The sequence below is a fragment of the Streptomyces sp. NPDC021100 genome, assembly GCF_044333095.1.
GTDB lineage: Bacteria > Actinomycetota > Actinomycetes > Streptomycetales > Streptomycetaceae > Streptomyces.
This window is the reverse complement of the sequence record NZ_JBIRQH010000003.1, coordinates 48738-74126: the sequence shown is the minus strand read 5'-3', so window position 1 is coordinate 74126 and position 25389 is coordinate 48738. Positions and strand designations below refer to the sequence as shown.

The 25389-nt window shown below is 74.2% G+C and carries 20 protein-coding genes and 5 tRNA genes; 15 read left to right on the top strand and 10 right to left on the bottom strand.

The features are described from left to right. Positions 1 to 5 precede the first annotated feature (5 nt). From ACH4PU_RS06840 to ACH4PU_RS06825, 4 genes are all read left to right on the top strand, one after another. Entirely contained in the window at positions 6 to 1361 is a 1356-nt protein-coding gene (locus ACH4PU_RS06840; protein WP_398267142.1) for an aspartate aminotransferase family protein, read from the top strand. Between the two features lie 120 nt (positions 1362 to 1481). Further along, positions 1482 to 2153, top strand: a complete 672-nt coding sequence (locus tag ACH4PU_RS06835) for a GntR family transcriptional regulator (RefSeq protein ID WP_398267139.1) — start codon at positions 1482 to 1484, stop codon at positions 2151 to 2153. A gap of 157 nt (positions 2154 to 2310) precedes the next feature. Further along, positions 2311 to 4782, top strand: coding sequence for a dolichyl-phosphate beta-glucosyltransferase (locus tag ACH4PU_RS06830; RefSeq protein WP_398267136.1), 2472 nt, complete (start codon positions 2311 to 2313; stop codon positions 4780 to 4782). A gap of 146 nt (positions 4783 to 4928) precedes the next feature. Continuing rightward, positions 4929 to 5579 carry a hypothetical protein gene (locus ACH4PU_RS06825; RefSeq protein WP_185944384.1) on the top strand — a complete coding sequence of 217 codons (651 nt, stop codon included), beginning with the start codon at positions 4929 to 4931 and terminating at the stop codon, positions 5577 to 5579. Positions 5580 to 5663: 84 nt separating this feature from the next. Here the strand turns inward: ACH4PU_RS06825 and ACH4PU_RS06820 are convergent, their stop codons facing one another. Then, positions 5664 to 6380 (bottom strand): SLATT domain-containing protein, encoded by a 717-nt coding sequence (locus tag ACH4PU_RS06820; RefSeq protein WP_185944428.1) that lies wholly within the window; start codon positions 6378 to 6380, stop codon positions 5664 to 5666. Positions 6381 to 6675: 295 nt separating this feature from the next. Here ACH4PU_RS06820 and purD point away from each other — a divergent pair, with 295 nt between their 5' ends. The 6 genes from purD to ACH4PU_RS06790 all read left to right on the top strand — a co-directional run bounded on the left by purD (position 6676) and on the right by ACH4PU_RS06790 (position 15287). Then, the gene (gene purD / locus ACH4PU_RS06815) at positions 6676 to 7917 is read left to right on the top strand and encodes a phosphoribosylamine--glycine ligase (protein WP_398268461.1); all 1242 of its coding nucleotides are present in this window, start codon (positions 6676 to 6678) and stop codon (positions 7915 to 7917) included. Between the two features lie 427 nt (positions 7918 to 8344). After that, positions 8345 to 10039: a hypothetical protein gene (locus ACH4PU_RS06810; protein WP_398268458.1), complete on the top strand. Its 1695-nt coding sequence runs from the start codon at positions 8345 to 8347 to the stop codon at positions 10037 to 10039. Positions 10040 to 10717: 678 nt separating this feature from the next. Then, entirely contained in the window at positions 10718 to 12079 is a 1362-nt protein-coding gene (locus ACH4PU_RS06805; RefSeq protein WP_398268455.1) for a N,N-dimethylformamidase beta subunit family domain-containing protein, read from the top strand. A gap of 68 nt (positions 12080 to 12147) precedes the next feature. Further along, positions 12148 to 13050, top strand: coding sequence for a phosphoribosylaminoimidazolesuccinocarboxamide synthase (locus ACH4PU_RS06800; RefSeq protein ID WP_398267133.1), 903 nt, complete (start codon positions 12148 to 12150; stop codon positions 13048 to 13050). A 111-nt stretch (positions 13051 to 13161) separates the two neighbouring features. After that, positions 13162 to 13899, top strand: coding sequence for a response regulator transcription factor (locus ACH4PU_RS06795; protein ID WP_398267130.1), 738 nt, complete (start codon positions 13162 to 13164; stop codon positions 13897 to 13899). Then, complete coding sequence (locus tag ACH4PU_RS06790; RefSeq protein WP_398267127.1) at positions 13896 to 15287, top strand: ATP-binding protein; 1392 nt, start codon at positions 13896 to 13898, stop codon at positions 15285 to 15287. Before ACH4PU_RS06795 ends, ACH4PU_RS06790 begins: the two co-directional genes overlap by 4 nt. 53 nt (positions 15288 to 15340) lie before the next feature. Here the strand turns inward: ACH4PU_RS06790 and ACH4PU_RS06785 are convergent. From ACH4PU_RS06785 to ACH4PU_RS06750, 8 genes are all read right to left on the bottom strand, one after another. Next, positions 15341 to 15413 (bottom strand) — tRNA-Gly (locus tag ACH4PU_RS06785). A 34-nt stretch (positions 15414 to 15447) separates the two neighbouring features. Continuing rightward, a complete protein-coding gene (locus tag ACH4PU_RS06780; protein WP_398267124.1) occupies positions 15448 to 16053 on the bottom strand; it encodes a DNA-binding response regulator in 606 nt (201 codons plus the stop codon). Further along, the gene (locus tag ACH4PU_RS06775) at positions 16050 to 17540 is read right to left on the bottom strand and encodes a sensor histidine kinase (protein WP_398267121.1); all 1491 of its coding nucleotides are present in this window, start codon (positions 17538 to 17540) and stop codon (positions 16050 to 16052) included. Before ACH4PU_RS06775 ends, ACH4PU_RS06780 begins: the two co-directional genes overlap by 4 nt. Before the next feature lie 36 nt (positions 17541 to 17576). Beyond that, positions 17577 to 17652 (bottom strand) — tRNA-Gly (locus tag ACH4PU_RS06770). A 78-nt stretch (positions 17653 to 17730) separates the two neighbouring features. Continuing rightward, positions 17731 to 17802: transfer RNA gene (locus tag ACH4PU_RS06765), tRNA-Gly, on the bottom strand. 41 nt (positions 17803 to 17843) lie between these two features. Then, positions 17844 to 17918 (bottom strand) — tRNA-Gly (locus ACH4PU_RS06760). A gap of 44 nt (positions 17919 to 17962) precedes the next feature. Beyond that, positions 17963 to 18034 (bottom strand) — tRNA-Gly (locus tag ACH4PU_RS06755). Positions 18035 to 18258: 224 nt separating this feature from the next. Further along, a complete protein-coding gene (locus ACH4PU_RS06750; protein WP_185944390.1) occupies positions 18259 to 18576 on the bottom strand; it encodes an Lsr2 family protein in 318 nt (105 codons plus the stop codon). Between the two features lie 317 nt (positions 18577 to 18893). On the opposite strand from ACH4PU_RS06750, the gene purS reads away from it, so the two are divergent. Genes purS through purL form a run of 3 tightly spaced genes read left to right on the top strand, consistent with a single transcriptional unit; the run spans position 18894 to position 22086 of the window. Then, positions 18894 to 19148 (top strand): phosphoribosylformylglycinamidine synthase subunit PurS, encoded by a 255-nt coding sequence (gene purS, locus ACH4PU_RS06745; protein WP_004947817.1) that lies wholly within the window; start codon positions 18894 to 18896, stop codon positions 19146 to 19148. Further along, positions 19145 to 19825, top strand: coding sequence for a phosphoribosylformylglycinamidine synthase subunit PurQ (gene purQ / locus ACH4PU_RS06740; RefSeq protein ID WP_398267116.1), 681 nt, complete (start codon positions 19145 to 19147; stop codon positions 19823 to 19825). The genes purS and purQ overlap by 4 nt, the downstream gene beginning before the upstream one ends. Further along, positions 19825 to 22086 (top strand): phosphoribosylformylglycinamidine synthase subunit PurL, encoded by a 2262-nt coding sequence (gene purL / locus ACH4PU_RS06735; protein ID WP_398267113.1) that lies wholly within the window; start codon positions 19825 to 19827, stop codon positions 22084 to 22086. The genes purQ and purL overlap by 1 nt, the downstream gene beginning before the upstream one ends. A gap of 139 nt (positions 22087 to 22225) precedes the next feature. Here purL and ACH4PU_RS06730 read toward each other — a convergent pair whose 3' ends face one another. Next, positions 22226 to 23731: an MFS transporter gene (locus ACH4PU_RS06730; RefSeq protein WP_398267110.1), complete on the bottom strand. Its 1506-nt coding sequence runs from the start codon at positions 23729 to 23731 to the stop codon at positions 22226 to 22228. Between the two features lie 79 nt (positions 23732 to 23810). Here ACH4PU_RS06730 and ACH4PU_RS06725 point away from each other — a divergent pair, with 79 nt between their 5' ends. Both ACH4PU_RS06725 and ACH4PU_RS06720 read left to right on the top strand, forming a co-directional pair. Then, complete coding sequence (locus tag ACH4PU_RS06725; RefSeq protein ID WP_398267107.1) at positions 23811 to 24473, top strand: TetR/AcrR family transcriptional regulator; 663 nt, start codon at positions 23811 to 23813, stop codon at positions 24471 to 24473. A gap of 36 nt (positions 24474 to 24509) precedes the next feature. Next, positions 24510 to 25343 (top strand): sterol carrier family protein, encoded by an 834-nt coding sequence (locus ACH4PU_RS06720; protein WP_398267104.1) that lies wholly within the window; start codon positions 24510 to 24512, stop codon positions 25341 to 25343. The last annotated feature ends 46 nt before the right edge of the window (positions 25344 to 25389 follow it).

Here is a 25389-nt window from a genome sequence, read left to right as displayed (position 1 = left end):
CGCCCGTGAGCACGCAGCCCGATCCGTCCCGAGGTGCCGCCGTCAAGGCCACCGACCGCGCCCACGTCTTCCACTCCTGGTCCGCCCAGGCCCTCATCGACCCGCTCGCCGTCGCGGGCGCCGACGGCTCGTACTTCTGGGACCACGACGGCAACCGCTATCTCGACTTCTCCTCCCAGCTCGTCAACACCAACATCGGCCACCAGCACCCCAAGGTCGTCGCGGCCGTCCGGGAGCAGGCCGCGCGGCTGTGCACGATCGCGCCCGGCTTCGCCGTGGACGTCCGCGGGGAGGCGGCCCGGCTGATCGCCGAGCGGACGCCCGGCAACCTCGACAAGATCTTCTTCACCAACGGCGGCGCGGAGGCCGTCGAGAACGCCGTCCGCATGGCCCGGCTGCACACCGGGCGGTCCAAGGTGTTCAGCGCCTACCGCTCGTACCACGGCGCGACCGCCGCCGCGATCAACCTCACCGGCGACCCGCGCCGTTGGCCCTCCGACACCGCCTCCGCCGGCGTGGTGCACTTCTGGGCCCCCTTCCTCTACCGCTCCCCGTTCCACGCGGAGACCGAGGAGCAGGAGTGCGAGCGGGCCCTGCGGCACCTGGAGGACGTGCTGGTCTTCGAGGGGCCGCAGACCGTCGCGGCGATCGTCCTGGAGACCGTGCCCGGCACGGCGGGGATCATGGTGCCGCCGCCCGGCTATCTGCCCGGGGTGCGGAAGCTGTGCGACAAGTACGGCGTCGTCATGGTCCTGGACGAGGTGATGGCCGGCTTCGGCCGCACCGGCCGCTGGTTCGCCGCCGACCACTGGGACGTCGTCCCGGACCTGCTGACCTTCGCCAAGGGCGTCAACTCCGGTTACGTCCCGCTCGGCGGCGTCGCGATCTCCGCCGAGATCGCCGCGACCTTCGACCGGCGCCCCTACCCGGGCGGCCTCACCTACTCCGGGCACCCGCTGGCCTGCGCCGCCGCCGTGGCGACGATCGGGGCGATGGCCGAGGAGGGCATCGTCGAGAACGCCGCCCGGATCGGCGAGGAGGTCCTCGGCCCCGGACTGCGCGAGCTCGCCGAGCGCCACCCGTCGGTCGGCGAGGTGCGCGGCACCGGCGTCTTCTGGGCGCTGGAGCTGGTCCGCGACCGCGCCACCCGGGAGCCCCTGGTGCCGTACAACGCCTCCGGGGAGGACAACGCCCCGATGGCCGCCTTCACCGCCGCCTGCCGCGCGGCGGGGCTGTGGCCGTTCGTCAACATGAACCGGACGCACGCCGTCCCGCCGTGCACCGTCACCGAGACGGAGGCCAAGGACGGCCTCGCCCTGCTGGACGAGGCGCTCACCGTGGCCGACGCGCACACCGGCTGACGGGCACCGGGACCCCTCCGGGCACGGACGGGCCGGTACGCTCCCCGGCGGCCCTCGCCTATCTTGTTGCGAGGGCCGTTCGCGCGCCGGCGCGCGGTCACGGAAGGGGAGACGGACACCATGCCCGGCAGCGACGCTGTCAAGCGCACGACGCTGCGCTCACAGATCGCCGACGCCCTGCGCGAGGAGGTCATCGCGGGCCGGCTCCCGGCGGGACGGCAGTTCACCGTCAAGGAGATAGCCGAGAGCTACGGGGTCTCGGCCACCCCCGTCCGCGAGGCGCTGCTCGACCTGTGCTCCCAGGGCCTGCTCCACGTCGAGCTGCACAAGGGCTACCGGGTGCGGGAGTTCTCGTACGCGGACTTCCTCGCCATGGTCGAGGCGCGCACGATGATGCTGGAGGGGATGTTCCGGCACGCCACCGAGCAGGCCCTGGGCGCCGCGACCCCGGCCGTACTGGCCTCCGTCCGGCGGCGCGCCGAGGAGGCGTCCCGGGCCGCGAACGCCGGGGACCTCGACATCCTCATCGGCTACGACCTGCGTTTCTGGCGGGAGTTCGCGGCCCTCGTCGGCAACCCCTACATCTCCGACTTCCTGGACCGGGTGCGGGTGCAGTGCTGGGTCTTCATGGTGCCGCTGCTGCGCCGGGTCGGCGACCTGCGCGGACGGCTGTGGTGCGGGCACGTCGAGATGGTGGAGGCACTGGCCCGGCAGGAGGGGCGGGCGGTGCAGCGGATCATCACGGGGTACAACACGCACGCGCTGACGCTGATCAGGTCGTTGACGGGATGAGGGGCGCGGGCGGAGCGGGAGACGCGAGCCGACGTAGGGGCGAATTTCGGACACTCCCGGGCGAAGCGCCCGGCATGACGAGTATTTTCGGTCACTTTTCCGGGCCGATCGCATCCGGGTGTGCAACCCAACGATCACCCGGACACGTCTGGAAAACATGACGTCCCAGAACCCTCCGCCGCCGCCCGCCGACGGACCCCCCGCCGCCGGCTCCGTCGGCCTGTCCGTGGTCGTCCCGGCCTACAACGAGGAAGACCGCCTCGCACCCAGCCTCAAGGCGATCCGGGCCCACCTCGACGCGGAGGGGCCGGACACCTGGGAACTGATCGTCGTCGACGACGGGTCGACGGACGGCACGGCCGACGTGGTCCGGGCCGCCGCCGCCGAGGACCCCCGCGTCCGGCTGCTCGGCTCGCCCGCCAACCGCGGGAAGGGGCACGCCGTCCGCACCGGCGTGCTGGCCTCGCGCGGCCGGCGCGTCCTGGTCACCGACGCCGACCTGGCCGCGCCCATCGCGGAACTGCCGCTCCTGACCGCCCGGCTGGACGAGGGCGCCGCCGCGGCCGTCGGCTCCCGGGCGCTGCCGGGATCGCGCATAGGCATCCGCCAGCACGCCCTGCGCGAGGCCCTGGGCCGGGCGGGCGCCGGCGTCATCCGCGCCCTGGCCGCGCCCGGGGTGCGGGACACCCAGTGCGGGTTCAAGCTCTTCGAGGGCGACCGGGCGCGGATCGCGTTCGCCGCGTCCCGGCTGAACGGCTGGGCGTTCGACGTCGAGATCCTGCGCTTCTTCCGCCAGCGCGGCTGGGCGGTCGCCGAGGTGCCGGTCCGCTGGGACCACCGGCCCGGCTCCAAGGTGCGCGCGCCGGCGTACGCCGCCGTCCTCGGCGACCTGGTCCGGCTGCGGATCCGGGCGGTCCACCCGGCCGGGCCCGCCATCGCCGGCCTCTACCTGCTGCTCGCCCTCTTCCTGTACGGCGGGCTGTGGGCCGCGCCGAACGCGGCGTACCTCGTCGACTCCGCCTCCGACCAGCAGCAGTGGGAGTGGTTCTTCGCGGTCACCGCGGACAACGTCGCCCACCTGCGCGATCCGTTCTTCACCGACCTCCAGAACCATCCCTACGGCGTCAACCTCATGGCCAACACGGCCATGCTCGGCGTCTCCGTCCCCCTCGCGCCCCTGACGCTGGCCCTGGGCCCGCACGTCACCTGGGCGGTGGTGCTCACCGGCGGGGTGGCCGCCACGGCCTGGGCCTGGTACCGGCTGCTGGCGAAACGCTTCGTCCGCGCCCGGTGGGCGGCGGCGCTGGGCGGCGGGTTCTGCGCCTTCGCGCCGCCGATGGTCTCGCACGGCACCGCGCACCCCAACTTCGCCGTGCTCTTCGTCATCCCGCTGATCATCGAGCGGGCGCTGCGGCTCTGCGAGGGCCGGCGGATCCGGCGCGACGGCGTGATCCTCGGCCTGCTCCTCGTCTACCAGGTCTTCCTCGGCGAGGAGGTGCTGCTGCTGGCCGTGACCGGGCTGCTCCTCTTCGCCTTCGGGTACGCGGTCGCCGCGCCCGCGGCGGCGCGGGCGGCCGCCGGGCCGCTGCTGCGCGGGCTGGGCGTCGCGGCGGCGGTGGCGGTGCCGCTGCTGGCGGTGCCGTTGTACCGGCAGTTCTTCGGGGCGCAGAGCTACCACAGCGTGCTCCACGGATCGGTCGGCAACAACCCGATGGCGCTGCTGGAGTTCGCGACCCGGTCGCTGGCCGGGGACGAGCACAAGGCGGCGGCCCTGTCCCTCAACCGGACCGAGGAGAACGCGTTCTTCGGCTGGCCGCTGGTGCTGCTCGCGACCGTCCTCGTCGTCCGGATGCGGCGGCGGCCGCTGGTGCGCGCCCTGGGGTTCACCGCCCTCGCCGCCGCCGTGCTGTCGCTCGGCCGGGACATCCCGCTGCCGGGCACGGTCCACACGCTGCCCGGACCCTGGCGGGTCGTGGGCGAGCTGCCGCTGTTCGAGTCCGTCATCGAGTCCCGTACCGCCATGGTCTGCGTCCCGGCCCTCGGCATCCTCCTCGCCCTGGCCTGCGACCGGGCGGCGGCCCGCCGGCCGCGCGGCGATCGCGAGCAGAGCCGCCGGCTGCTGGCCTGGGCGGCGCTGGCCGCGGCGCTGGTGCCGCTGCTGCCGACGCCGTACCGGACCGTCGAGCGCGCGCCGGTGCCGGCGTTCGTCGCGGACGGGCACTGGCGGGACCACGTCCGGCCCGGCCGGACGCTGGTGCCCGTACCCGTGCCCGACCCGGGGCAGGTCGCGGCGCTGGACTGGCAGGTGCGGGCGGACTTCGGCTTCGCCCTGCCCGGCGGCTACTTCAACGGGCCCTACGGACCGGACCGGCGCGGCATCTACGGCCCGGTGCCCACGGTCACGTCCGAGCTGCTGAAGAAGGTCCGCGAGACCGGCCGGACGGCGGACGTCGACGAGCGGACGCGGCGCGCCTTCGGCCGGGACCTGGCCACCTGGCGGGCCGACGCCATCGTCCTGCCGCCGCAGGACCAGGGGGCTCCGCTGCGGGAGACCCTGCAACGGCTGACCGGGCGGGCGCCGGAGCGGGTGGGCGGCGTCTGGGTGTGGGACGTGCGGGACGGGGTGTGAACCCGGGTGTCCCCGAGGGGATCCGGACGTGCCCGAAACCGGACGGAACCCGCTCCTCCATGTCCGTCGCCCCTGTGTGACAACCAGCTCAGCGGCACTACCCTGGCCCGACCATCGCACTGAAGGCGAACAGAGAGTGAGCTCACGTGGCATGTGACCTCTGGCTTGTCCCCCTCGTCGACGTGCTGTGCCACAGCCCCGACAACCCCTTCGCCGAAGAGATCGCCGTCTACGACCGGGCCCTCGGCGCGGCCGGACTGCCCCCCGTCCCCGTCTTCGGCTATATGCCGGGCCTGTCCGGGGACGTGGCCCCGGTCGCGGGCTTCGACTACGACGCGCTCCACTTCCTGCGCCGCGCCCATCTGCTGAACCTGTGCGGGCTGACCGTCACCCCGGTCGACGAACTCGGCGGGGACTACGAGCAGTTGCTGGAGATGTTCGAGACCACGGCCCAGCAGTCGCACCTGGTGTGGCACTACGACCACGCGGGCGCCTATGTGCCCGTCGACTTCGCGCATCCGCTGACGAGTGACGAACTGCTGGAGGGCGGCGGACCGTTGGGATCCAGCCATGGTCTGCTACGCGAACTCCTCAGCGTGGCACCGGTGCTCGGCATCGACCCCGGCAACCCGCCGGCCGCGCCCGCCGCCCCCCGGCAGCCCACGACCCTGGACGAACGGGCCGCGCCGGGGCCGGCGGACGACAGCCCGTTCGCCCGGGAACGGCACGTCTGGCTGGGGCTGCACGCGGCGGTCACGCGCAGCCTGGGGCAGGGCTCGATGATCGTGTTCAGCTGACCGGCCGGGCTTCCGCGGAAACGGTCCGGCCCGGTACGGGCGTACCGGGCCGGACCGTTCTCGTCCTCGTTCTCGTCCGCGTCCTCAGCGGGGCGACTCCGGCGGGCGCTGCCGGGGCATGTTCGGCCGGGAGCCGGGCGGCAGCGGGAACCGGCCGACGGGCCCGCCGTTCTCCCCGCGCGGCCCCCACGCGACCAGCGACTGCGTCAGCAGGGGCGCCGGACCGGCCCGGAACTCCACCATCCAGTCGGCGGTTTCGGCGCGGACGAGCTCCGAGACGTCCTCGGAGAAGCGGCGCAGCACCGTCAGGCAGCGCTCGGCCGCCTCGCTCGCCGTCCCCTCGGTCGGGCCCAGCACCTCGCGCACACACTCCGACGCCCAGTCGAACTGCAGCGCTTCAAGCCGCCGTTGCACCGCCTGCGCCGTGGACACCGCGCGCATCCAGCCCGTCGTCAGCCCGAAGTAGCGGTCGCAGGCGACACACGCGACGGCGCCCAGCAGGGCGAGGAACGCCCAGGTGGAGCCGGTGCGGATGGCCTTCGTCAGCTCCAGCAGCGGCAGCGCGGCGCCGACCACGGCGAAGACCGCGGCGGCCACCCGCAGGGCGCGGGCCCAACGGCGTTTCCAGGCGCGGTCGGCGAGATACCAGTCGGCCAGGAGGAGCGCGCCGCTCTCCACCCACCGGTACAGCTCGTCGAGTCGCTGAGCGGGCTCCCCCCAGTCGCCGAGCGGGAAGGTCCGGCCGCGCAGATCTCCCCGGTGCCTCCCGTCCTGCTCCTTGGGGAGCCCCTCGGGCTGCATCTCAGGCTGGCTCACCCCTGCACTCCCTCTACACCGCTGCTGCTCCGTACCCCTGTCACCGCCTCTTTCCTACCGCCGAACGGTTGGCCTTGTGCACCGGATCGCTCCTTTGCCGCCCGTAAGTGCCAGGGAATCGGGTATAGGGGGCGATATCCCCCTCACCCGAAAGAGTGGGTGGCCTGTGTGGACGTGACGGGGCGGGTGCGGCGAAACGTTCTGACGAGGTCTGACGGGAGAGGTGGGGGAGCCGGGACGCACGGCGTTGATCGTTCCGGAAGGCAATAGGGTGACACCCGTGAAGGTCCTCGTCATCGGCGGCGGCGCCCGCGAACACGCCCTGTGCCGCTCCCTGTCCCTCGACCCCGACGTCACCGCCCTGCACTGCGCTCCCGGCAACGCCGGCATCGCCGAGACCGCTCAGGTGCACCCGGTCGACGCCCTCGACGGCGCGGCGGTGGCGGAACTGGCCGCCTCCCTCGAAGCCGACCTCGTCGTCGTCGGCCCGGAGGCCCCGCTGGTCGCCGGGGTCGCCGACGCCGTCCGCGCGCGCGGCATCCCCGCCTTCGGGCCGTCCGCCGAGGCGGCGCGGCTGGAGGGCTCCAAGGCGTTCGCCAAGTCCGTCATGGCCTCGGCGAACGTGCCCACCGCCCGCAGCTACGTCTGCACCACCCCCGCCGAGATCGACACCGCGCTCGACGCGTTCGGTGCCCCCTACGTCGTCAAGGACGACGGCCTCGCGGCCGGCAAGGGCGTCGTCGTCACCCCCGACGTCGACGTGGCCCGCGCCCACGCGCTCGCCTGCGACCAGGTCGTCATCGAGGAGTTCCTGGACGGGCCGGAGGTGTCGCTGTTCGCCGTCACCGACGGCGAGACGGTCGTCCCGCTCCAGCCCGCGCAGGACTTCAAGCGCGCCCTCGACGGCGACCAGGGGCCGAACACCGGCGGCATGGGCGCCTACTCCCCGCTGCCCTGGGCCGACCCCGGCCTGGTGGACGAGGTCCTGCGGACCGTCCTCCAGCCGACCGTCGACGAGCTGCGGCGGCGCGGCACGCCGTTCTCCGGCCTGCTCTACGCGGGGCTGGCGATCACCTCGCGCGGGGTGCGGGTGATCGAGTTCAACGCGCGCTTCGGGGACCCGGAGACGCAGGTCGTGCTCGCGCGGTTGAAGACGCCGCTGTCGGGGCTGCTGCACGCTGCCGCGACCGGCACGCTCGCCTCGTTCCCGGCCCTGCGATGGGCCGATGACGCGGCCGTCACCGTCGTCGTCGCGTCGCACAACTACCCGGGGACGCCGCGTACGGGCGACGCCATCGAGGGCCTGGACGAGGCGGACGCCGTGGACGGCGCGTACGTCCTGCACGCGGGGACGTCGCGCGACGCTTCGGGCGCCGTGGTCAGCGCCGGGGGGCGGGTGCTGTCCGTGACGGCCACGGGGGCCGGGATTCCCGCGGCGCGGGAGCGGGCTTACGAGGCGGTGGCGCGGGTGCGGATGCGCGGGGCGCAGTACCGGACGGACATCGCGGCGGGCAAGGAGTAGGCCCCCGGCCCGCCCCTTCACCGTTTCTTGCGGGGGCCAGCCCCCGCACCCCGAAACCGCGCTCCGCGCGGTTGTCCTCAATCGCCGGACGGGCTGATATTTCAGCCCGTCCGGCGCTTGAGGACGAGCGGCGAAGCCGCGAAAAGAGGGGGTCTGGGGCGCAGCCCCAGGAAACGGCGAAGGGGAGGGACCGGGGCACCAGCCCGCCGCAGGCGCCCCACCCCACGCCCGAACCCTTGGGCAAAGCCATTCCATCGAGTGACCGATCCGCCAACCGGCTGACGAACGCCCCACGCCCCACTAGGGTGCCGCGCAGGCCGACCGCCGAACGTCCGGCAACTGGCCCACCGGCATTGCGATGTCAGAGGCCGGTGCCACAGTGGGGGGTGGTAACTGGCGGACGGAGCACTACAGGCGACTGGGGGTGATCGGTCTCGTGGCAGGTACGGAAGCCGGCGCGCACACCGCGCGCCTCAGGGCCCTGGCGGTCCTGCGCGTCCGCAGCACCGCGCTCGCCGTCGCCCTGCTGCCCGCGGCAGCCGCGGTGGTGCTGCTGGCCGGCACGCTCATGGGCCGGATCCCGGACGGCAGCGTCGGGGACGCGGCCCGTCCCGCCGTCGTCGTCGCGGCCCTCGCCGCGCTGGCCGTCGCCGGCGTCGTCGCCGCCGTGGTGGCCCGGGCCCGGCCCGCGCTCAGCCCCACCGTGCCGATCCCCGAGGAGACCGCCCCGGACCTCTACCGCCTGGTGCGCGACCTCGCGGACCGGATGGACGTCCCGGCCCCCTCGGCCATAGCGCTCACCCCGGACTGCGACAGCTGGCTGGAGGACCGCACCCACCCGGCGCACCGGGCCGCCGTCCCCGGAGCCGGACGCACCGGCGCGCTGCCCCGCCGCCGGACGGCCGCCGCGCCGGTCCTGGTGATCGGCTCGCCGTTCCTGTGGTGGATGCGCGTCGCCGAGCTGCGCGCCCTGCTGGCCCCGGTGGTGGCGGGCACGGGCCCGGCCGCCCATCCGGACATAGCGGCCGCCCGCCGCTTCGTGCGCGGCCTCGACGCGGCCGTCGCGGTCGCCGCGGGCCGCCCGCTGCTGGCCTTCGTGGGCTGGGCGGCCCGCCTCCTGCTGCGCTCCTGCCGCGAGCACGCCGCCGAGATGGAACGCGGCGTCGCGGCGGCGGCGTCCGAGCGCGCCCAGACCGTCGACTACGGGCTGCGGGTCGTCGCCCAGGAGCAGGTCGGCCTGGCCTATGCGGGCTGGGACCGGCTGCTCAACCGGGTCGCGCTGCCCGCCTGGCGGATGGGCCGCTGGCCGTCACGGCTGGACGCGGGCGTCGTCTCGGCGCTCACCGAGCTGTCCCGCCGGGACCGGCTCGCGGAGGGCTTCGCCTCCCGCCTGGGCGAGCGGCCCGCCTGCGACCTCCTGGAGGAGCCGGGCGTCATCGACGAGGCCGCCTCCCTGCTGGCCGCCCGGCTGTTCCACGGCGGGCCCCCGGAGCCGGGCCCCGACTGGTCCCCGGTGAGCTGGAGCCAGTACCCGGAGGAGGTCGTGGACCGCAAATGGCGGGTGGAGGCCGCCCGGCTGCACCGCGTCCTGGAGGACGTCCTCGACGACGTCACGGCCCCCGGCACCGCGCCCGCCCTGTCACCCGCCCAGGAAGGGCCCGCCACCCCCGTCCCGCCCGCCCCACCCGTCCCGCCCACCGTGGACCGCGTCCTCGACCGCCTCACCGGCCCGGCGGGCCCGGGCGTGGGGGAGCGGCTGGGCCACCGGCTCAGCGCCGAGCTCGCCCGGGAGGCCGGTGCCGGCCCCGAGACCCCGCCGGCCACCTGTGAACCGGGCCTGGACGGCCTCGCCCCGCTGTTCCCGCTCCAGCCCCCGCGCAGCGGTCGCGAGCTGCTCACCGACCACGTGACGGCGATGATCTGCTGCGCCGCCGTCGACACCGCGGGCGCCACCCCCGGCCTGGACTGGCTCGACGGCCCCGCCCTCCTCGTCGGCGGCACCCGCCGCGCCGACCTGGCCCGCACCGTCCTCTCCCTGGTCGAGGACGGCGACGGCGAACCCCTGCGCGCCTGGCTGGGCGAGGTCGGGGTCCGCCCGGAAAAACCCGTACGGCTGGGCTGAGGACGCGAGGGGGACGGCGTGGACGAGGGGGGCGCGAACGGCCCGGACGACCGGGAAGACCACCGGGGCCGCGCCGCCCGGGAGGCCGACGGGTCCCGCAGGCGCCCCTGGAACCGAGCCCCTGACACCACCCCCGGCCGAACAGCCCGGGAACCACTCCCGCCCCACCCGGCCGACTCCGGGCCGGTCCCGGAGGCCGCGGAGTCCCCGGCGCCGGACGGCAGCCGGGCCGGTGCGGGCCGCGTCCCGCCGGGCGGGGCGGACAGGGGGACCCGGAGGCCCTCGGCGTTTCCGTCCGAGACGGCCGGGGCGCGTGCCGACCGCGCCGTCCCGCGCCGGCGTGGCCAAGGCGGCCGGAGCGACCAGGGGAATCGGGAGCTGCCAGGCCGGGGTGGGGCGGGCCGGAAGGACCCGGGGCCGTCGCCGCGGCGCGGCCCTGCCGACCGGGGCCCTGCCGACCGGGGCCCTGCCGACCGGGGCCCTGCCGACCGGGGCCTTGTTGACCGGGCCGCTGACGCCCGGGAATCAGCCGTGCCCGGTCGGACCGCAGTGGCCGACTCCGGTCCGGTCCCGGACGCCCGGGAGCCGGACGCCCGAGTCCCGGACGCCCGGGAGCCCGCCGCGCCCCGCCCGGCCGACGCGGGCCGCGTCGGCCGCCGCGCCTGGGAGTCCGCCGCGATGGCCCGCGCCGCGGCCGATCCCTTCCCCGAGCCCCCGCTCGCCTGGCTGGCCGGCTCCACGACGGCGGGCCCCCGGCCCTGGTACACCGCCGCCGACGACGTCCACCGCCCCATCCGCGGCTTCACCTCCGACGCCGCCGTCGCCCCCGGCGAGTCCGTGGCGTTCCGGGTCTCCGTGGAGCCGCCGCGCCCGTTCACCGTCGAGGTGTACCGGGTCGGCCACTACGCGGGCCACGGCGCCGCGCGGATGGCCGTCAGCCCGCCGCTGGACGGGCTGACCCAGCCGCCGCCGCTGGTGGCGGGGCGAGCCGTGGCCTGCCACCACTGGTGGCTGTCCTGGCGGCTGGACGTGCCGCCGCACTGGCCGCCGGGCGCGTACGTCGCCGTCCTCGCCACGGCGGACGGGGAGCGGGCGCACGTCCCGTTCACCGTCCGCGACGGCATGGCCGCCGACCTGCTGCTCGTCCTCCCCGACCTCACCTGGCAGGCGCACAACGTCTACCCCGAGGACGGCCGCACCGGTGCCGGGCTGCGGCACGCCTGGGACGAGCGCGGGCGGCTGCTCGGGGAGGCGGACGCGGCCGTCACGGTCAGCGCCGACCGCCCGTACGCGGGCACCGGCCTGCCGCCCGACGCCGGGCCCGTCTACGACGTCATCCGCTGGGCCGAGCGCTACGGCTACGACCTCGGCTACGCCCACGCCACCGACCTGCACGCCGGCCGCGTCGACCCCACCCGCTACCGCGGCCTGGTCTTCCCCGGCCCGGACCGGTACTGGACCGCCCCGCTCCGCCGCGCCGTCGAGGCCGCCCGCGACGCCGGCACCTCGCTCGTCTTCCTCGGTGCCGGCGCCCTGGCCCGGCAGGTCGTGACCGCGCCCTCGCCGGCCGGCCCCGACCGGCTGCTGACCTGCCGCAGGCAGCGCTCCGGGAGCCGGGCCGCGCCCTGGCGCGACACCGCCCCCGAGCAGCAGCTGCTCGGCATCCAGCACGCCGGCCGCGTCCCCCGCCCCGCCCCCCTCGTCGTCCGCAACACCGACCACTGGCTGTGGGAGTGCACGGGCGCCGCCGAGGGCGACGAGCTGCCCGGCCTGGTCGCGGGCGACGCCGACCGCTACCACCCGCGCACCGCCCTCCCCCCGCACACCGAACGCATCCTGCTGGCCCACTCCCCGTACCGCGACGCCGACGGGGCCCGCCGCCACCAGGAGACCTCCCTGTATCGGGCGCCCGGCGGCGCTCTGGTCTTCGCCTCCGGCACCTCCGGCTGGGCCCCGGCCCTGGACCGTCCCGGCCATGCGGACCCACGCGTCCAGCGCGCCACCGCCAACCTCCTGGACCACATCTGCAAACGGGCCTGACCCCCGCTCCGGCCGGGCAGGCGTATACGGCAGAATCGAGGCGTTTGGACAAACCACCAGGAGGACGCGTGTCCGGATTCGTCGAGAAGCCCGAACCCGTAGAGGTGCCGGGCCTTGTGCATCTGCACACCGGCAAGGTGCGCGACCTCTACCGCGACGCGGAGGGCCGGCTGGTGATGGTCGCCAGCGACCGCATGTCCGCCTACGACTGGGTGCTGCCCACCGAGATCCCCGACAAGGGCCGCATCCTCACCCAGCTCTCCCTCTGGTGGTTCGACCGCCTCACCGACCTCGTCCCGCACCACGTCCTCTCCACCGAGCTGCCGCCCGGCGCCCCCGCCGACTGGGCCGGCCGGACCCTCGTCTGCCGCTCCCTCGACATGCTCCCCGTCGAGTGCGTGGCCCGCGGCCACCTCGCCGGCTCCGGGCTGCGCGAGTACGAGGAGACCCGCACCGTCTGCGGCCTCGCCCTCCCCGAGGGCCTGACCGACGGCGCCGAACTCCCCTCGCCGATCTTCACCCCCGCCACCAAGGCGGAGGTCGGCGAGCACGACGAGAACGTGGCCTACGAGGAGGTGGCCCGGCGCGTCGGCGCCGAGACGGCCGCCGAACTCCGCCAGATCACCCTCGCCGTCTACGCCCGCGCCCGCGCCATCGCCCGCGACCGCGGCATCGTCCTGGCGGACACCAAGTTCGAGTTCGGCCGGGCCGAGGACGGCGAGCTGATCCTCGCCGACGAGGTCCTGACCCCGGACTCCTCCCGCTTCTGGCCTGCGGACCAGTGGCAGCCGGGCCGCCCGCAGCCGTCGTTCGACAAGCAGTACATCCGCGACTGGCTGACCTCGCCCGCCGCCGGCTGGGACCGGCACGGCCAACTGCCGCCGCCCCCGCTGCCGGAGGACGTCGTCGAGCAGACGCGCTCCCGCTACGTGGAGGCGTACGAGCGGCTGACGCTCACCCGCTGGACGTGACGGGCTGACGGGCCGAAGGACGCGGGCGGGCTCATCCGGGCCCGCCCGGACCGGTCACTACAGCAGAGTCCTAAGAGGTCTCTCAGACTCCCTCTGCCACAGTGGGACACCATGGCCGCTCCTGTCCCTCCCGTCAGTCCCCCGGGCCCCACCGTGCTCGTCGTCGACGACGACCCCGACGTCCGCGCCGCCGTCGTCGACGGCCTCGCCGTCGAGGGCTACGACGTCCGCGACGCCGCCGACGGGCTCGCGGCCCTGTCCGCCGTGGCCGCCGCCCCGCCCGCCGCGATCGTCCTCGACCTCGCCATGCCCGTCCTCGACGGCCTCGCCGTCTGCCGCCGGCTGCGCGAACTCGGCGACCGCACGCCCATCCTCGTCCTCACCGCCCGCGACGCCGTCTCCGACCGGGTCGCGGGCCTGGACGCCGGAGCGGACGACTACCTCGTCAAACCGTTCGCCCTCGACGAGCTGCTGGCCCGGCTGCGCGCCCTGCTGCGCCGTGCCGCCCCCGGCCCGTCCGGCGCGGCCGACGGGCCCGGGGACGCGCCCGGCCGGCTCGGGTACGCCGACCTCACCGTCGACCCCGCCACCCGCACCGGCGAGCGCGGCGGAACGCCCCTGGAGTTCACCCGCACCGAGTTCACCCTGCTGGAACTGTTCCTCCGCCACCCCGGCCAGGTGCTGCCCCGCGACACCATCCAGCAGCACGTCTGGGGCGCCGACTTCGGCCCCGAGTCCAACTCCCTCTCCGTCTACATCGGTTACCTGCGCCGCAAACTGGAGGCGGCCGGCGCGCCCCGCCTGCTGCACACCGTGCACGGCATCGGCTACCGGCTGGCCGACCAGTGATCGCCAGAGTGTTCCGCCGCCGCCCGCTGCGCACCCGCCTGGCCGTCGTCACCTCCGCCGCCGTGGCCCTCGTCGCGCTGGGCGTGCTGGCCGCCGCGTACGTGGTGATCCGCTACGAGATCAGGAACCAGCTCGACCTCCAGCTCAAGCAGCAGTCCGGCACCCTCGCCCAACAGGCGCGCACCAGCGGCACCGGCGTGCTCTACGCCGAGTGCGCCTGGCTGGCCGCGCCCGCCTGCGCCCAGGTCGTCCCCGCCGACCCGGCCGCGCCCGGCCAGCGCGACCTGGTGCTGCCCGTCACGGGCGCCACCCGCCGCATCGCCGCGGGCACACTCGGCGCCCACTACAGCGACATTGTCCGCGAAGGCCGCTCGCTGCGGATGCTCACCACCCCGCTCGGTCACGGCCGCGCCCTGCAGGTGGCGGTCCGCTCGGACACCGTCGACAAGGGCGTCGAACAGGCCGGACTGCTGCTCGGCGCGGTCGGCGGGGGAGGGGTGCTGCTGGCGGCCGGCCTCGGCTACGCCGCGTCGCGGACCGCCCTGCGCCCGGTGACCCGGCTCACCGCCACCGCCGAACGCATCGCCGCCACCCGCGACCCGGCCCACCGGATCGCCCTGCCGCCGGACGAGGCGCGGCCCCAGGACTCGCGGGACGAGATCACCCGGCTCGCCACCAGCTTCAACACCATGCTGGCCGAGCTGGAGGACGCGGTCGCCGCCCAGCGCCGCCTCGTCGCCGACGCCTCGCACGAGCTGCGCACCCCGCTCACCGCCCTCCGCACCAACGCCGAACTCCTCGCCCGCGCCGAACGGCTCACCCCCGCCCAGCGCGACCGCGCGGCCGGCGCCCTGGGCCGCCAGCTCCGCGAGGTGACCGGCCTCGTCAACGACCTGATCGAGCTGGCCCGCGACGAGGAACCGCGCCAACTCGTCGAGCGGGTGCGGCTCGACCTGCTCACGGAGAGCTGTGTGACCGCCGCGCGCGGTCACTGGCCGGCCACGCCCTTCACCCTGCGCACCGGGAACGTGACGGACGTCACCGTGCCGGGCGTCCCCGCCCGGCTCGCCCGGCTGCTGTCCAACCTGCTGGACAACGCCGCCAAGTTCAGCCCGCCCGGCGCCACCGTCGAGGTCCGTCTGGACCGGCGTCCGGACGCGGTCGACCTCACCGTCCGCGACCACGGGCCGGGCATCTCCGACGAGGACCGGCCGTACGTCTTCGACCGCTTCTACCGCTCCCGGCAGGCCCGCGCCTTGCCCGGCTCCGGGCTCGGCCTGGCCATGGCCCGGCAGATCGCCCGCGCCCACGGCGCGGAACTCGCGGCGGAACGGCCGGAGAGCGGCCCGGGCGCCCTCTTCCGCCTGCGCTTCCCGGCCGTGGAGTGAACCGCGGACACACGACGAAGGCCCCGGTCACCAGGACCGGGGCCTTCACTCTGAGCGGACGACGAGGCTCGAACTCGCGACCTCAACCTTGGCAAGGTTGCGCTCTACCAACTGAGCTACGTCCGCACGCCCCGCGCGTTTCCGTGCGGTGCGGGTACCACTATAGCCAACCCTGAGACCGTGCGATGCGCGCCGCCGCGTGCCGGTTCTCGGCACCCAGCTTCGCCGCGGCCGCGGAGAGGTAGTTCCGGACCGTCCCCGGCGTCAGCCGGGCCCGCTCCGCGATCTCCGCGATCGGGGCCCCGTCCTCCGCCAGCTCCAGCAGCTCGGCCTCCCGCGCGGTCAGCGGCGAATCACCGGCGCTGATCGCGTCGGCCGCCAACTCCGGGTCGACATAACGGCTTCCCGCGTGCACGGTACGGATGATCTCGGCGAGCCGCCGGGCCGAGACGGTCTTCGGGACGAACCCCCGGACCCCCGCCTCCAGCGCCCGCTTCAGATGCCCGGGCCGGCCGTGCCCCGTCACGATCATGCTGCGGCAGCCGGGGACTTCGGCCCGCAGGGTTGTGGCCACCGTCACACCGTCCGCCCCCGGCATCTGGAGATCCAGCACCGCCACGTCGGGCCGGTGCGCCCGCGCCATGGCGATCGCCTCCGTCCCCGAGGCGGCCTCCGCCACCACCCGGAGATCGTCCTCCAGACCCAGCAGGGCGGCGAGCGCGCCCCGGATGAGGTGTTCGTCGTCGGCGAGCAGCAGGGTGATCACGAGTTCCCTCCTCGGTCCCGGGTGAGGGCGGCGGGCTCCGGCGGCCCTTCTCCGCCGGATCTCCCGACGACCGACGCGTCCGGCCCGCCGTCGACGGTCACAGGGACACCGGCCGCCGGGGCGCCGGCCCCTGTCGCGACGCCCGCTCGCGCGACGCCCGCACCCGCAACGTCCGCTCCCACGACGTCCTCCGCGGACCCCTCCTCCACCACCGGCGGCACCTCCACCGCCGCCAGCGGCACCTCCACCGTCAGCCGGAACATCCCCCGACCCCGGTGCCCGGCCTCCAACGTGCCGCCGAGCGCCGTCACCCGCTCCCGCAGCCCCGCCAGCCCGGAACCACCCGAGTCGCACCGGTCGCCCGAGGCCCCGTCGTTCTCCATCACCAGCACCGCCGAGGCCCCGCCGACCCGCAGCCGTACCGCGCAGCGCCGCGCCTCCGCGTGCCGCAGCACGTTCGTCGTGCCCTCGCGCACCACCCACGCCAGGACGGACTGCACCGCGTCCGGCAGCGCGTCCCCCGAGGCGTCCTCGATGCGGCAGGCGATCCCCGCCGCGCCCAGCACGCCGCGCGCGCCGACGAGTTCCGTGTGCAGGTCCGCCTGCCGGTAGCCGCGCACCAGCTCGCGCATGTCACGCTGCGCGTCCCGCGCGATGCGCTGCACCTCGGCCATCTGCTCCAGCGCGGCCGGTGAGCCGCGGTGGGCCAGCTCGGCCGCGAGCTCGCTCTTGAGGGCGATCACCGTGAGGTTGCGGCCGAGGACGTCGTGCATGTCCCGGCCGAAGCGCAGCCGTTCCTCCGCGACGGCCAGCCGCGCCTGGACGGTCCGGGCGTTCTCCGCCTCCCACATCACCGCCAGCATCCAGCCCGTGGTGCGCACGGTGGCCAGTGACCACAGGGCGGCGAGCCAGACCATCACCATGGTGATCGCCGCGCCGGCGGCCCGCCCGCCGAAGGGCAGGATGGCGACGGCCGCCGCGATGCCGCCCAGCAGGCACCACCACAGGTACGTCCGCACCCGGGGCGCCACCAGGCTGAGCGCGCCGAAGAAGACCAGCGCCCCGCCCATCAGCACCATCGGCCGCGACGTGAGGTGCTCCGGCCCGTCCGCCCGCACCAGGGCGACCAGCTGCACCACGGAGAGGAAGAGGAGTGCGCCGGAGAGGGCGATCCACCGCCAGGGCGCGGGGTGCCGCATCCGGTAGTGCTCCAGCGCCCGCCGGAACAGGACCGCGCCCGCACCGCACTGCGCCCAGCCGAAGAACAGGAGGACGAGGTCACCGGTCCGGAAGCCGCCGGAGCCACCGAAGAGGGCGAGGGTGGGGGTGAGCGGGAAGAGGCCCGGCAGCAGATACAGCGTCCAGCGCATGTAGCTGTCGACCTGGGCGATCCTGCTGCGCCCCCGCCAGCCGCCGACGCGCGTCCGTACCCCTGTGACGCCCCTGGCCCCCGCGGCCCCCATGATCGACCCCCTGTCGTCGGGCATGAAAAAACCCCGGCCACGGGGACCGGGGTCTTTCTCTGGAGCGGACGACGAGGCTCGAACTCGCGACCTCAACCTTGGCAAGGTTGCGCTCTACCAACTGAGCTACGTCCGCATGCTCCCGACCGGCTTCACCGGGCGGTGCGAACACCACTCTACCTGATCCACCGGAGTGGTCGGGACGAGCGATGAGAGCGGGTGACAGGGATCGCACACTGCGCCTCCCCCTTGGAAAGGGGGCGCTCTACTACTGAGCTACACCCGCGAGACCATCCTCCGGACCACGAACGTGGGCCGGTGAACGGCTGGAGCGGGTGACAGGAATCGCACACTGCGCCTCCCTCTTGGAAAGAGGGCGCTCTACTACTGAGCTACACCCGCGCGTCCACCCATCGGACCACCGAAGCGGACCGATGAACGGCGAGAGCGGGTGACAGGGATCGCACACTGCGCCTCCCCCTTGGAAAGGGGGCGCTCTACTACTGAGCTACACCCGCGCGTCTCGTGGGGTTCGGCCTTTCGGTCTCGCCCCTCGGCGTGTTCCAGACTCTAGCGGATCATGCGGGGGGGAATGCAAATCCGGTGCGGGGGCCGGAATCTGAGGGGTGGCCGGATCCGGGCGCCCGGCCCGGGGGCGGGGGCGCGGCTCACCCCTGCGGGGGATGCCCGGCAGGGGGCGGCGCCGGCCGCGCCACCCCGGGCCGCCAAGCTCCCCCGCTCGTCAGTTCGCGGCCTCGAACGCCTCGTAGACCTTCTTCGGGATCCGGCCCCGCGGCGGCACGTCCATGCCGTGCGAGCGGGCCCAGGCCCGGACGGCCGCCGGGTCCGGCTCGACGGAGGTGCGGCGGTACGCCTTCCCGGAACGGGAGCGCTTCCGGCCGGCGTCCAGGTAAGGCTCCAGCGCGTGCCGGAGTTTCTTCGCATTGGCGGTGCTGAGGTCGATCTCGTACGACTTGCCGTCGATGCCGAAGGTGACGGTCTCCGCGGCCTCGCCCCCGTCGATGTCATCAAAGAGCGTCACTACCACACGCTGCGCCACGGAATGGGTCCTTTCAGCCTGTACCGCCGCGCTGACCTGCGGCGATGCATGGGTTTAGGTGGTTCTCGGGCAATGCCTTTTCCGAGGTTCCGCAAAGGGTATTGCCTGACGGGGCCCAGTTAATTCCGTCCGCCCGCCCGGGTGCAATGGGAACCGTGTGGTCTTCCGGGGTTTTTCCCGGATTTTTTCGACGGGACCCGGGGGAGAGGGTGCGGTAAAGCGCTCGGAGCGCCCGTGATATCTACCCGCGTAGATTTTCGAGGGCGGTACGCTGGCCTCACCGCTTCAGCTCACGCACCACACCACCGGGAGTGCCAGTGGCACGCGTCGTAGTCGACGTCATGCTCAAGCCGGAGATCCTCGACCCGCAGGGGCAGGCGGTGCAGCGCGCGCTGCCACGCCTGGGCTTCGAGGGGATCGCCGACGTCCGTCAGGGCAAGCGCTTTGAACTCGAGGTGGAGGGCCCGGTCGACGACGCCGCCCTCGCCCGGATCCACGAGATGGCGGAAACGTTTCTCGCCAACACCGTGATCGAGGACTTCACCGTTCGAGTCGAGCAGGCCGGCTCGTGACGGCACGCGTAGGGGTCGTCACCTTCCCCGGCACCCTCGACGACCGCGACACCCAGCGCGCCGTCCGCATCGCAGGCCTGGAGCCCGTAGCCCTCTGGCACCGCGACAAGGACCTCCACCAGGTCGACGCGGTCGTCCTGCCCGGCGGTTTCTCCTACGGCGACTACCTGCGGGCCGGCGCCATCTCCCGCTTCTCGCCGGTGATGGAGACCGTCATCGAGCAGGCGAAGGGCGGCCTGCCCGTCCTCGGCATCTGCAACGGCTTCCAGGTCCTCACCGAGACCCACCTGCTGCCCGGCGCGATGCTCCGCAACAACCACCTGCACTTCATCTGCCGTGACCAGAAGCTCCGCGTCGAGAACGCGGACACCGCCTGGACGGCCGACTACGCGGTGGGCCAGGAGATCTCCGTCCCGCTCAAGAACATCGACGGCCGCTACGTGGCCGACGAGCGGACCCTGGACGAGCTTGAGGCCGAGGGCCGGGTGGTCTTCCGCTACCTGGACGGCAACCCCAACGGCTCGCTCCGCGACATCGCCGGCATCACCAACGCCGCCGGCAACGTCGTCGGCCTGATGCCGCACCCCGAGCACGCGGTCGAGCCGCTGATCGGCACGGGCCGCACCGACGGCCTCGGTTTCTTCACGTCGATCCTCAAGAAGCTGGTCAACGCCTGATGACTCTCGACACCGTCAAGCACGCCAACGAGACCCCCGACGTCGAGCAGCCCTGGTCCGAACTCGGTCTCAAGCAGGACGAGTACGAGCGCATCCGCGCCATCCTCGGCCGCCGGCCCACCGGCGCCGAGCTCGCCATGTACTCCGTGATGTGGTCCGAGCACTGCTCGTACAAGAGCAGCAAGGTGCACCTCCGCCAGTTCGGCGAGAAGGCGCCCGAGAACGACGCCCTCCTCGTCGGCATCGGCGAGAACGCCGGCGTCGTCGACGTGGGCCAGGGCTACGCGGTCACCTTCAAGGTGGAGTCGCACAACCACCCCTCGTACATCGAGCCCTACCAGGGCGCGGCCACCGGCATCGGCGGCATCGTCCGCGACATCCTCGCCATGGGCGCCCGCCCGGTCGCCGTGATGGACCCGCTGCGCTTCGGCGCCGCCGACCACCCCGACACCAAGCGCGTCCTGCCGGGCGTCGTCGCGGGCATCGGCGGCTACGGCAACTGCCTGGGCCTGCCCAACATCGGCGGCGAGGTCGTCTTCGACCCCTGCTACCAGGGCAACCCGCTGGTCAACGCGCTCTGCGTGGGCGTGATGAAGCACGAGGACATCCACCTCGCCAAGGCGTCCGGCACCGGCAACAAGGTCGTCCTCTACGGCGCCCGCACCGGCGGCGACGGCATCGGCGGCGTCTCCGTCCTCGCGTCGGAGACCTTCGACGCTGACAGTCCCGAAGGGGCGTCGGCCAATCGCCCCGCCGTCCAGGTCGGCGACCCCTTCCAGGAGAAGCTCCTCATCGAGTGCACCCTGGAGCTCTTCCGCGAGGACCTCGTCGAGGGCATCCAGGACCTCGGCGGCGCCGGCCTCTCCTGCGCCACCAGCGAGCTGGCCAGCGCCGGTTCCGGTGGCATGCGCGTCGAGCTGGACACCGTGCCGCTGCGCGACGCGACGCTCTCGCCCGAGGAGATCCTCATGAGCGAGTCCCAGGAGCGCATGTGCGCGATCGTCGAGCCCGGCAAGATCGACCGCTTCCTGGAGATCTGCGAGAAGTGGGACGTCATCGCCACCGTCATCGGTGAGGTCACCGACGGCGAGCGGCTGGAGATCTTCTGGCACGGCGAGCAGATCGTCGACGTCCCGCCGCGCACCGTCGCCCACGAGGGCCCGGTCTACGAGCGCCCGTACGCGCGCCCCGAGTGGCAGGACGCCCTCCAGGCCGACGACGCGGCCAAGCTGCCCCGGCCGGAGACGGCCGAGGAGCTGCGCGCGCAGGTCCTCAAGGTCGTCGCGTCCCCGAACCAGGCGTCCAAGTCCTGGATCACCGGCCAGTACGACCGCTTCGTCCAGGGCAACACGGTGCTGGCGCAGCCCGAGGACTCCGGCATGGTCCGGATCGACGAGGAGACCGGCCTCGGCGTCGCCGTCGCCACAGACGGCAACGGCCGCTACGCCAAGCTCGACCCGTACGCGGGCGCGCAGCTGGCGCTGGCCGAGTCGTACCGCAACGTGGCCGCCACCGGCGCCCGCCCGCTGGCGATCTCCAACTGCCTCAACTTCGGCTCCCCGGAGGACCCGGGCGTCATGTGGCAGTTCGCCGAGGCCACGCGCGGCCTCGCGGACGGCTGCCTGGAGCTCGGCACGCCGGTCACCGGCGGCAACGTCTCCCTCTACAACCAGACCGGCGAGACGGCCATCCACCCGACCCCGGTGGTCGCCGTGCTGGGCGTCATCGACGACGTCGCCCGCCGCACGCCGATGGCCTTCGCCGAGGAGGGCCAGCTCCTCTACCTCCTGGGCGACACCAAGGACGAACTGGGCGGCTCCGCCTGGTCCCAGGTGATCCACGACCACCTCGGCGGCCTGCCGCCGGCCGTGGACCTGGCCCGGGAGAAGCTCCTCGCCGAGATCCTGATCTCGGCATCCCGCGACGGGATGGTGGACGCGGCGCACGACCTGTCGGACGGCGGCCTCGTCCAGGCGGTCGTGGAGTCCTGCCTGCGCGGCGGGAAGGGCGCGCGCCTGGTCGTCCCGGACGGCCTCGACGCGTTCACCTTCCTCTTCTCGGAGTCGGCGGGACGGGCGGTCGTCTCCGTGCCGCGCAGCGAGGAGCTCCGCTTCACGGACATGTGCGGGGCGCGGGGCCTGCCGGCGACGCGCGTCGGCGTCGTCGACGGCGAGTCCCTGGAGGTCCAGGGCCACTTCGAGCTGCCGCTGGCGGAGCTGCGCGAGGCGCACGAGGCGACGCTGCCGGGGCTGTTCGGGTAGGAGTCCCCAGCCCCGCCCCTTCCCGAAACCGGGGGCTCCGCCCCCGGACCCCCGAGCCGCGCTGCGCGCAGCGCCCTCAAACGCCGGACGGGCTGAAGTCAGCCCGTCCGGCGTTTGAGGACAAGCGGCGAAGCCGCTTTCAGGGGGTCTGGGGCGCGGCCTCGGGAATCGGCGAAGGGGTGGGACCGGGGCTCGCCTCCGCGACGCCCGCACCCTTCGGCAACCGCAACGCCAGCAACAACGCGAGCACTATCGCCCCCGCCGCGCACAGGAACACCACATCCACTCCGGACGTGAACGCCGCGACAGCGTCGGCGCGTTCGCCCCCGCGCAGGCCCGCGATCCCGCTCGTGGCCCCACCCGGCCCCTCGGCCGCGTACACCCGCGCCAGGACCGTCCCGAAGAAGGCGGTGCCCAGCGCACCGCCGAGCGTCTGGAAGAAGCGAATCCCGGTAGTCGCCACACCAAGCTGCCGAAGCGGCACCGCCTGCTGCACCATCACGATCAGCTGACCGAGGAGCTGCCCGAACCCGACGCCCAGCAGCAGCATCTCACCGCGCACGGCCCACAGGTCCGTACCCGTGCCGGACAGCGCCAGCAGCCCCATGGCGACACCGGCGCACACCGCCCCGGAGATCACCGTCGTACGCGGCGACCGGTCCAGCCGGGCGGTCAGCAGGCCGACGGCGGTCAGGCCGAAAGCCAGGGGCAGCATGAAGAGACTGGCCGCGGTCGGCTCGACCCCCCGGGCGACCTGCAGATACAGCATCACGTAAACGATTGAGCCCATCATCGCCACCCCGGACAGGGCCTGCACCGCGAACGCCAGCCGCACCGTCCGCACCCGGAACAGCCCGAGCGGCAGCACCGGTTCGGCCGCCGTGGCCTGCCGCCACAGGAACAGCGCCAGCAGCACCGCCGCCGCGCCGATCAGCCCGAGCACGACCGGTGAAGCCCAGGCGTACTCCCGGCCGCCCCACTCGGTGACCAGCAGCAGCGCGGTGGAGAAGGCGGCGGCCAGCGCGGCCCCGAGGTAGTCGACGCGGTGCCGGGCGCCGGGCGCGGGGAGGTCCAGGACCACCGCGGAGACGGCCAGCACGGCGATTCCGACGGGCAGATTGACGTAGAAGATCCAGCGCCAGTCCGCGTGGTCGGCGAGGTACGCGCCGAGCAGCGGGCCGAGTGCCATGCCGGCCCCGGCGACGAGGCCGCCGACGGCGGAGCCCTTGCCGGCGCCCTTCTTCGCGGGGTCCTTCAGCTGGGCGATGACGACCATGGTGACGCTCATCAGCCCGCCGCCGCCGATGCCCTGGAGGGCCCGGAAGGCGATGAGCCACTCCATCGAGCCGGCCGCGCCGCACAGCGCCGAGCCGACGAGGAAGACCGCGACCGCGCCCAGGAAGACCCGCTTGGCTCCGAGGGTGTCGCAGAGCTTGCCGTAGAGCGGCAGGGCGGCGGTGGCGGCGAGGGCGAACGCGGTGATGAGCCACGGGATGCGGTCGATGCCGTGGACGGGGTCGAGGTCCCGGGCGATGGGGACGGTGACGGCCGAGACGATGTTCTGGTCGAGCACGGCCAGCAGCATCGTCACGAGGCAGACGCCGAAGCCGACGCGCCGCCGGGCGGCGGTCATGGGTGCGGTCATGCGGCACAGCCTGGACCATGAACATGTATCCGGTCAATTCTTTTTCCCGGCCTAAATTTCATCCTGGTACAGTCCTGCTATGACGCAAGAGCAGCCGGGACTGCGGGAACGCAAGAAGCTCCAGACCCGCCGCAAGCTGATGCGGGTCGCCGTCGACCTCTTCGAGGAGCGCGGCTACGACAAGGTCTCCGTGGCTGAGATCGCCGCCGCCGCGGAGGTCTCGAAGATGACGGTCTTCAACTACTGCGGCAGCAAAGAGGACATCCTCGTCGGCGCCCTGGAGGACCACGTCGACGACGTCGCCCGCGCGGTCCGCGAGCGCGCGCCCGGCGAGTCCGTGGTCCACGCGGTCCGCCGGCAGTTCCTCGCCGCCGTCGACGCGTTCGAACCGGCGGTCGGGATGAGCGACGAACCGTTCGTCCTGCGGATGCGCCGTCTGATCATCGAGACCCCCGTCCTGCTCGCCCGCGCGCGGGAGATCGCCCACCGCAGCGAGCGGCTGCTCGCCGAGGAACTGGCGGCGAGCGCCGCCCCGGGCGACCACGAGACGGCCCACATCGTCGCCGGGCAGCTCATCGGCCTCCGCTACTCCCTCGTGGCCCTCAACCACCGCCGCCTGCTGGCCGGGGAGCCCGCCGCCTCCTTCGCCGACGACGCCAGGGCGCTGGCGGAACGGGCCTTCGACTCGCTGGAGTTCGGCCTCGGCGACTACGGAGCGGTACGGCCGGACACGGCGGGCTGAGAACGTCGCCGAGGCCCCCCTGGTTACGCTCGCCCCATGACCGCCGCGCAGCGCAAGCCGAAGCCCCGCACCTACGACCCCGCCAAGGTCCGGGCCGCCCTGGACGGCCAGTTGACCGCCCTGCGCCGGGCGGTGGCCGGCCTCTGCGCGGGCCCCGGCGCCACCGCGTCGCTGGCGGCGCCCACCCGGCTGGGCGACTGGACCGTCCGCGATCTGATCGCGCACCTCGCCCTCGCCCTGGAGTCCCTGCCCGTCCGGCTCGCCCAGCCCGCGCCCGGCCCCGCCGAACCCCGCGTGGACCTGCGGGGTTACCTGGCCGCCATGCGGTCCGGGGCCGAGCCCGTCGCCGCCGCCGCGCCGGCCGCCGCCCGCGCCCTGGGCGACGAACCGGCCGCCTCGGCGGCCCGGTTGGACGAGGCCGCCGGCCGGCTCTCCGCCGCCGTCGCCGCCGCCGACCCCGCCGCTCCGCTCGCCACCGTGCTCGGCCCCATGACCGTCGCGGACTACACGCTCACCCGCCTGCTGGAGGCCGTCGTCCACGCCGACGACCTCGCCGCGGCCACCGGCGTGCCCTTCGCCCACGACCGGCAGGCCCTGGCCACCGTCACCCGGATGCTCGCCGACGCGCTGGCCGGCGCGGCGCCCGGCGGCTCGGTGGAGGTCAGGATTCCGCCCTTCGCCGTCGTCCAGTGCGTCGAGGGCCCCCGGCACACCCGCGGCACCCCGCCGAACGTCGTCGAGACCGACCCGCTGACCTGGATCCGGCTGGCCTCCGGCCGTGCCGACTGGGCCGCCGCCGTCGAGGACGCGCTGGTCACCGCGAGCGGCGAACGGGCCGATCTGTCCGGACAACTCCCTTTGTTCGGCTGAGCGCGCGTGTGTCCCGATCCGGGGCCGTGTGACGGGGCGTTGCTGT

Bases quoted from the DNA above. Each gene is read 5' to 3' on its own strand.
- ACH4PU_RS06805 (WP_398268455.1), top strand. From the start codon at position 10,718: ATGGCCCGCGCCGCGGCCGATCCCTTCCCCGAGCCCCCGCTCGCCTGG.
- ACH4PU_RS06725 (WP_398267107.1), top strand. From the start codon at position 23,811: ATGACGCAAGAGCAGCCGGGACTGCGGGAACGCAAGAAGCTCCAGACC.
- ACH4PU_RS06835 (WP_398267139.1), top strand. From the start codon at position 1,482: ATGCCCGGCAGCGACGCTGTCAAGCGCACGACGCTGCGCTCACAGATC.
- ACH4PU_RS06720 (WP_398267104.1), top strand. From the start codon at position 24,510: ATGACCGCCGCGCAGCGCAAGCCGAAGCCCCGCACCTACGACCCCGCC.
- purL (WP_398267113.1), top strand. From the start codon at position 19,825: ATGACTCTCGACACCGTCAAGCACGCCAACGAGACCCCCGACGTCGAG.
- ACH4PU_RS06775 (WP_398267121.1), bottom strand. From the start codon at position 17,540: ATGCCCGACGACAGGGGGTCGATCATGGGGGCCGCGGGGGCCAGGGGC.
- ACH4PU_RS06820 (WP_185944428.1), bottom strand. From the start codon at position 6,380: ATGCAGCCCGAGGGGCTCCCCAAGGAGCAGGACGGGAGGCACCGGGGA.
- ACH4PU_RS06830 (WP_398267136.1), top strand. From the start codon at position 2,311: ATGACGTCCCAGAACCCTCCGCCGCCGCCCGCCGACGGACCCCCCGCC.
- ACH4PU_RS06795 (WP_398267130.1), top strand. From the start codon at position 13,162: ATGGCCGCTCCTGTCCCTCCCGTCAGTCCCCCGGGCCCCACCGTGCTC.
- ACH4PU_RS06730 (WP_398267110.1), bottom strand. From the start codon at position 23,731: ATGACCGCACCCATGACCGCCGCCCGGCGGCGCGTCGGCTTCGGCGTC.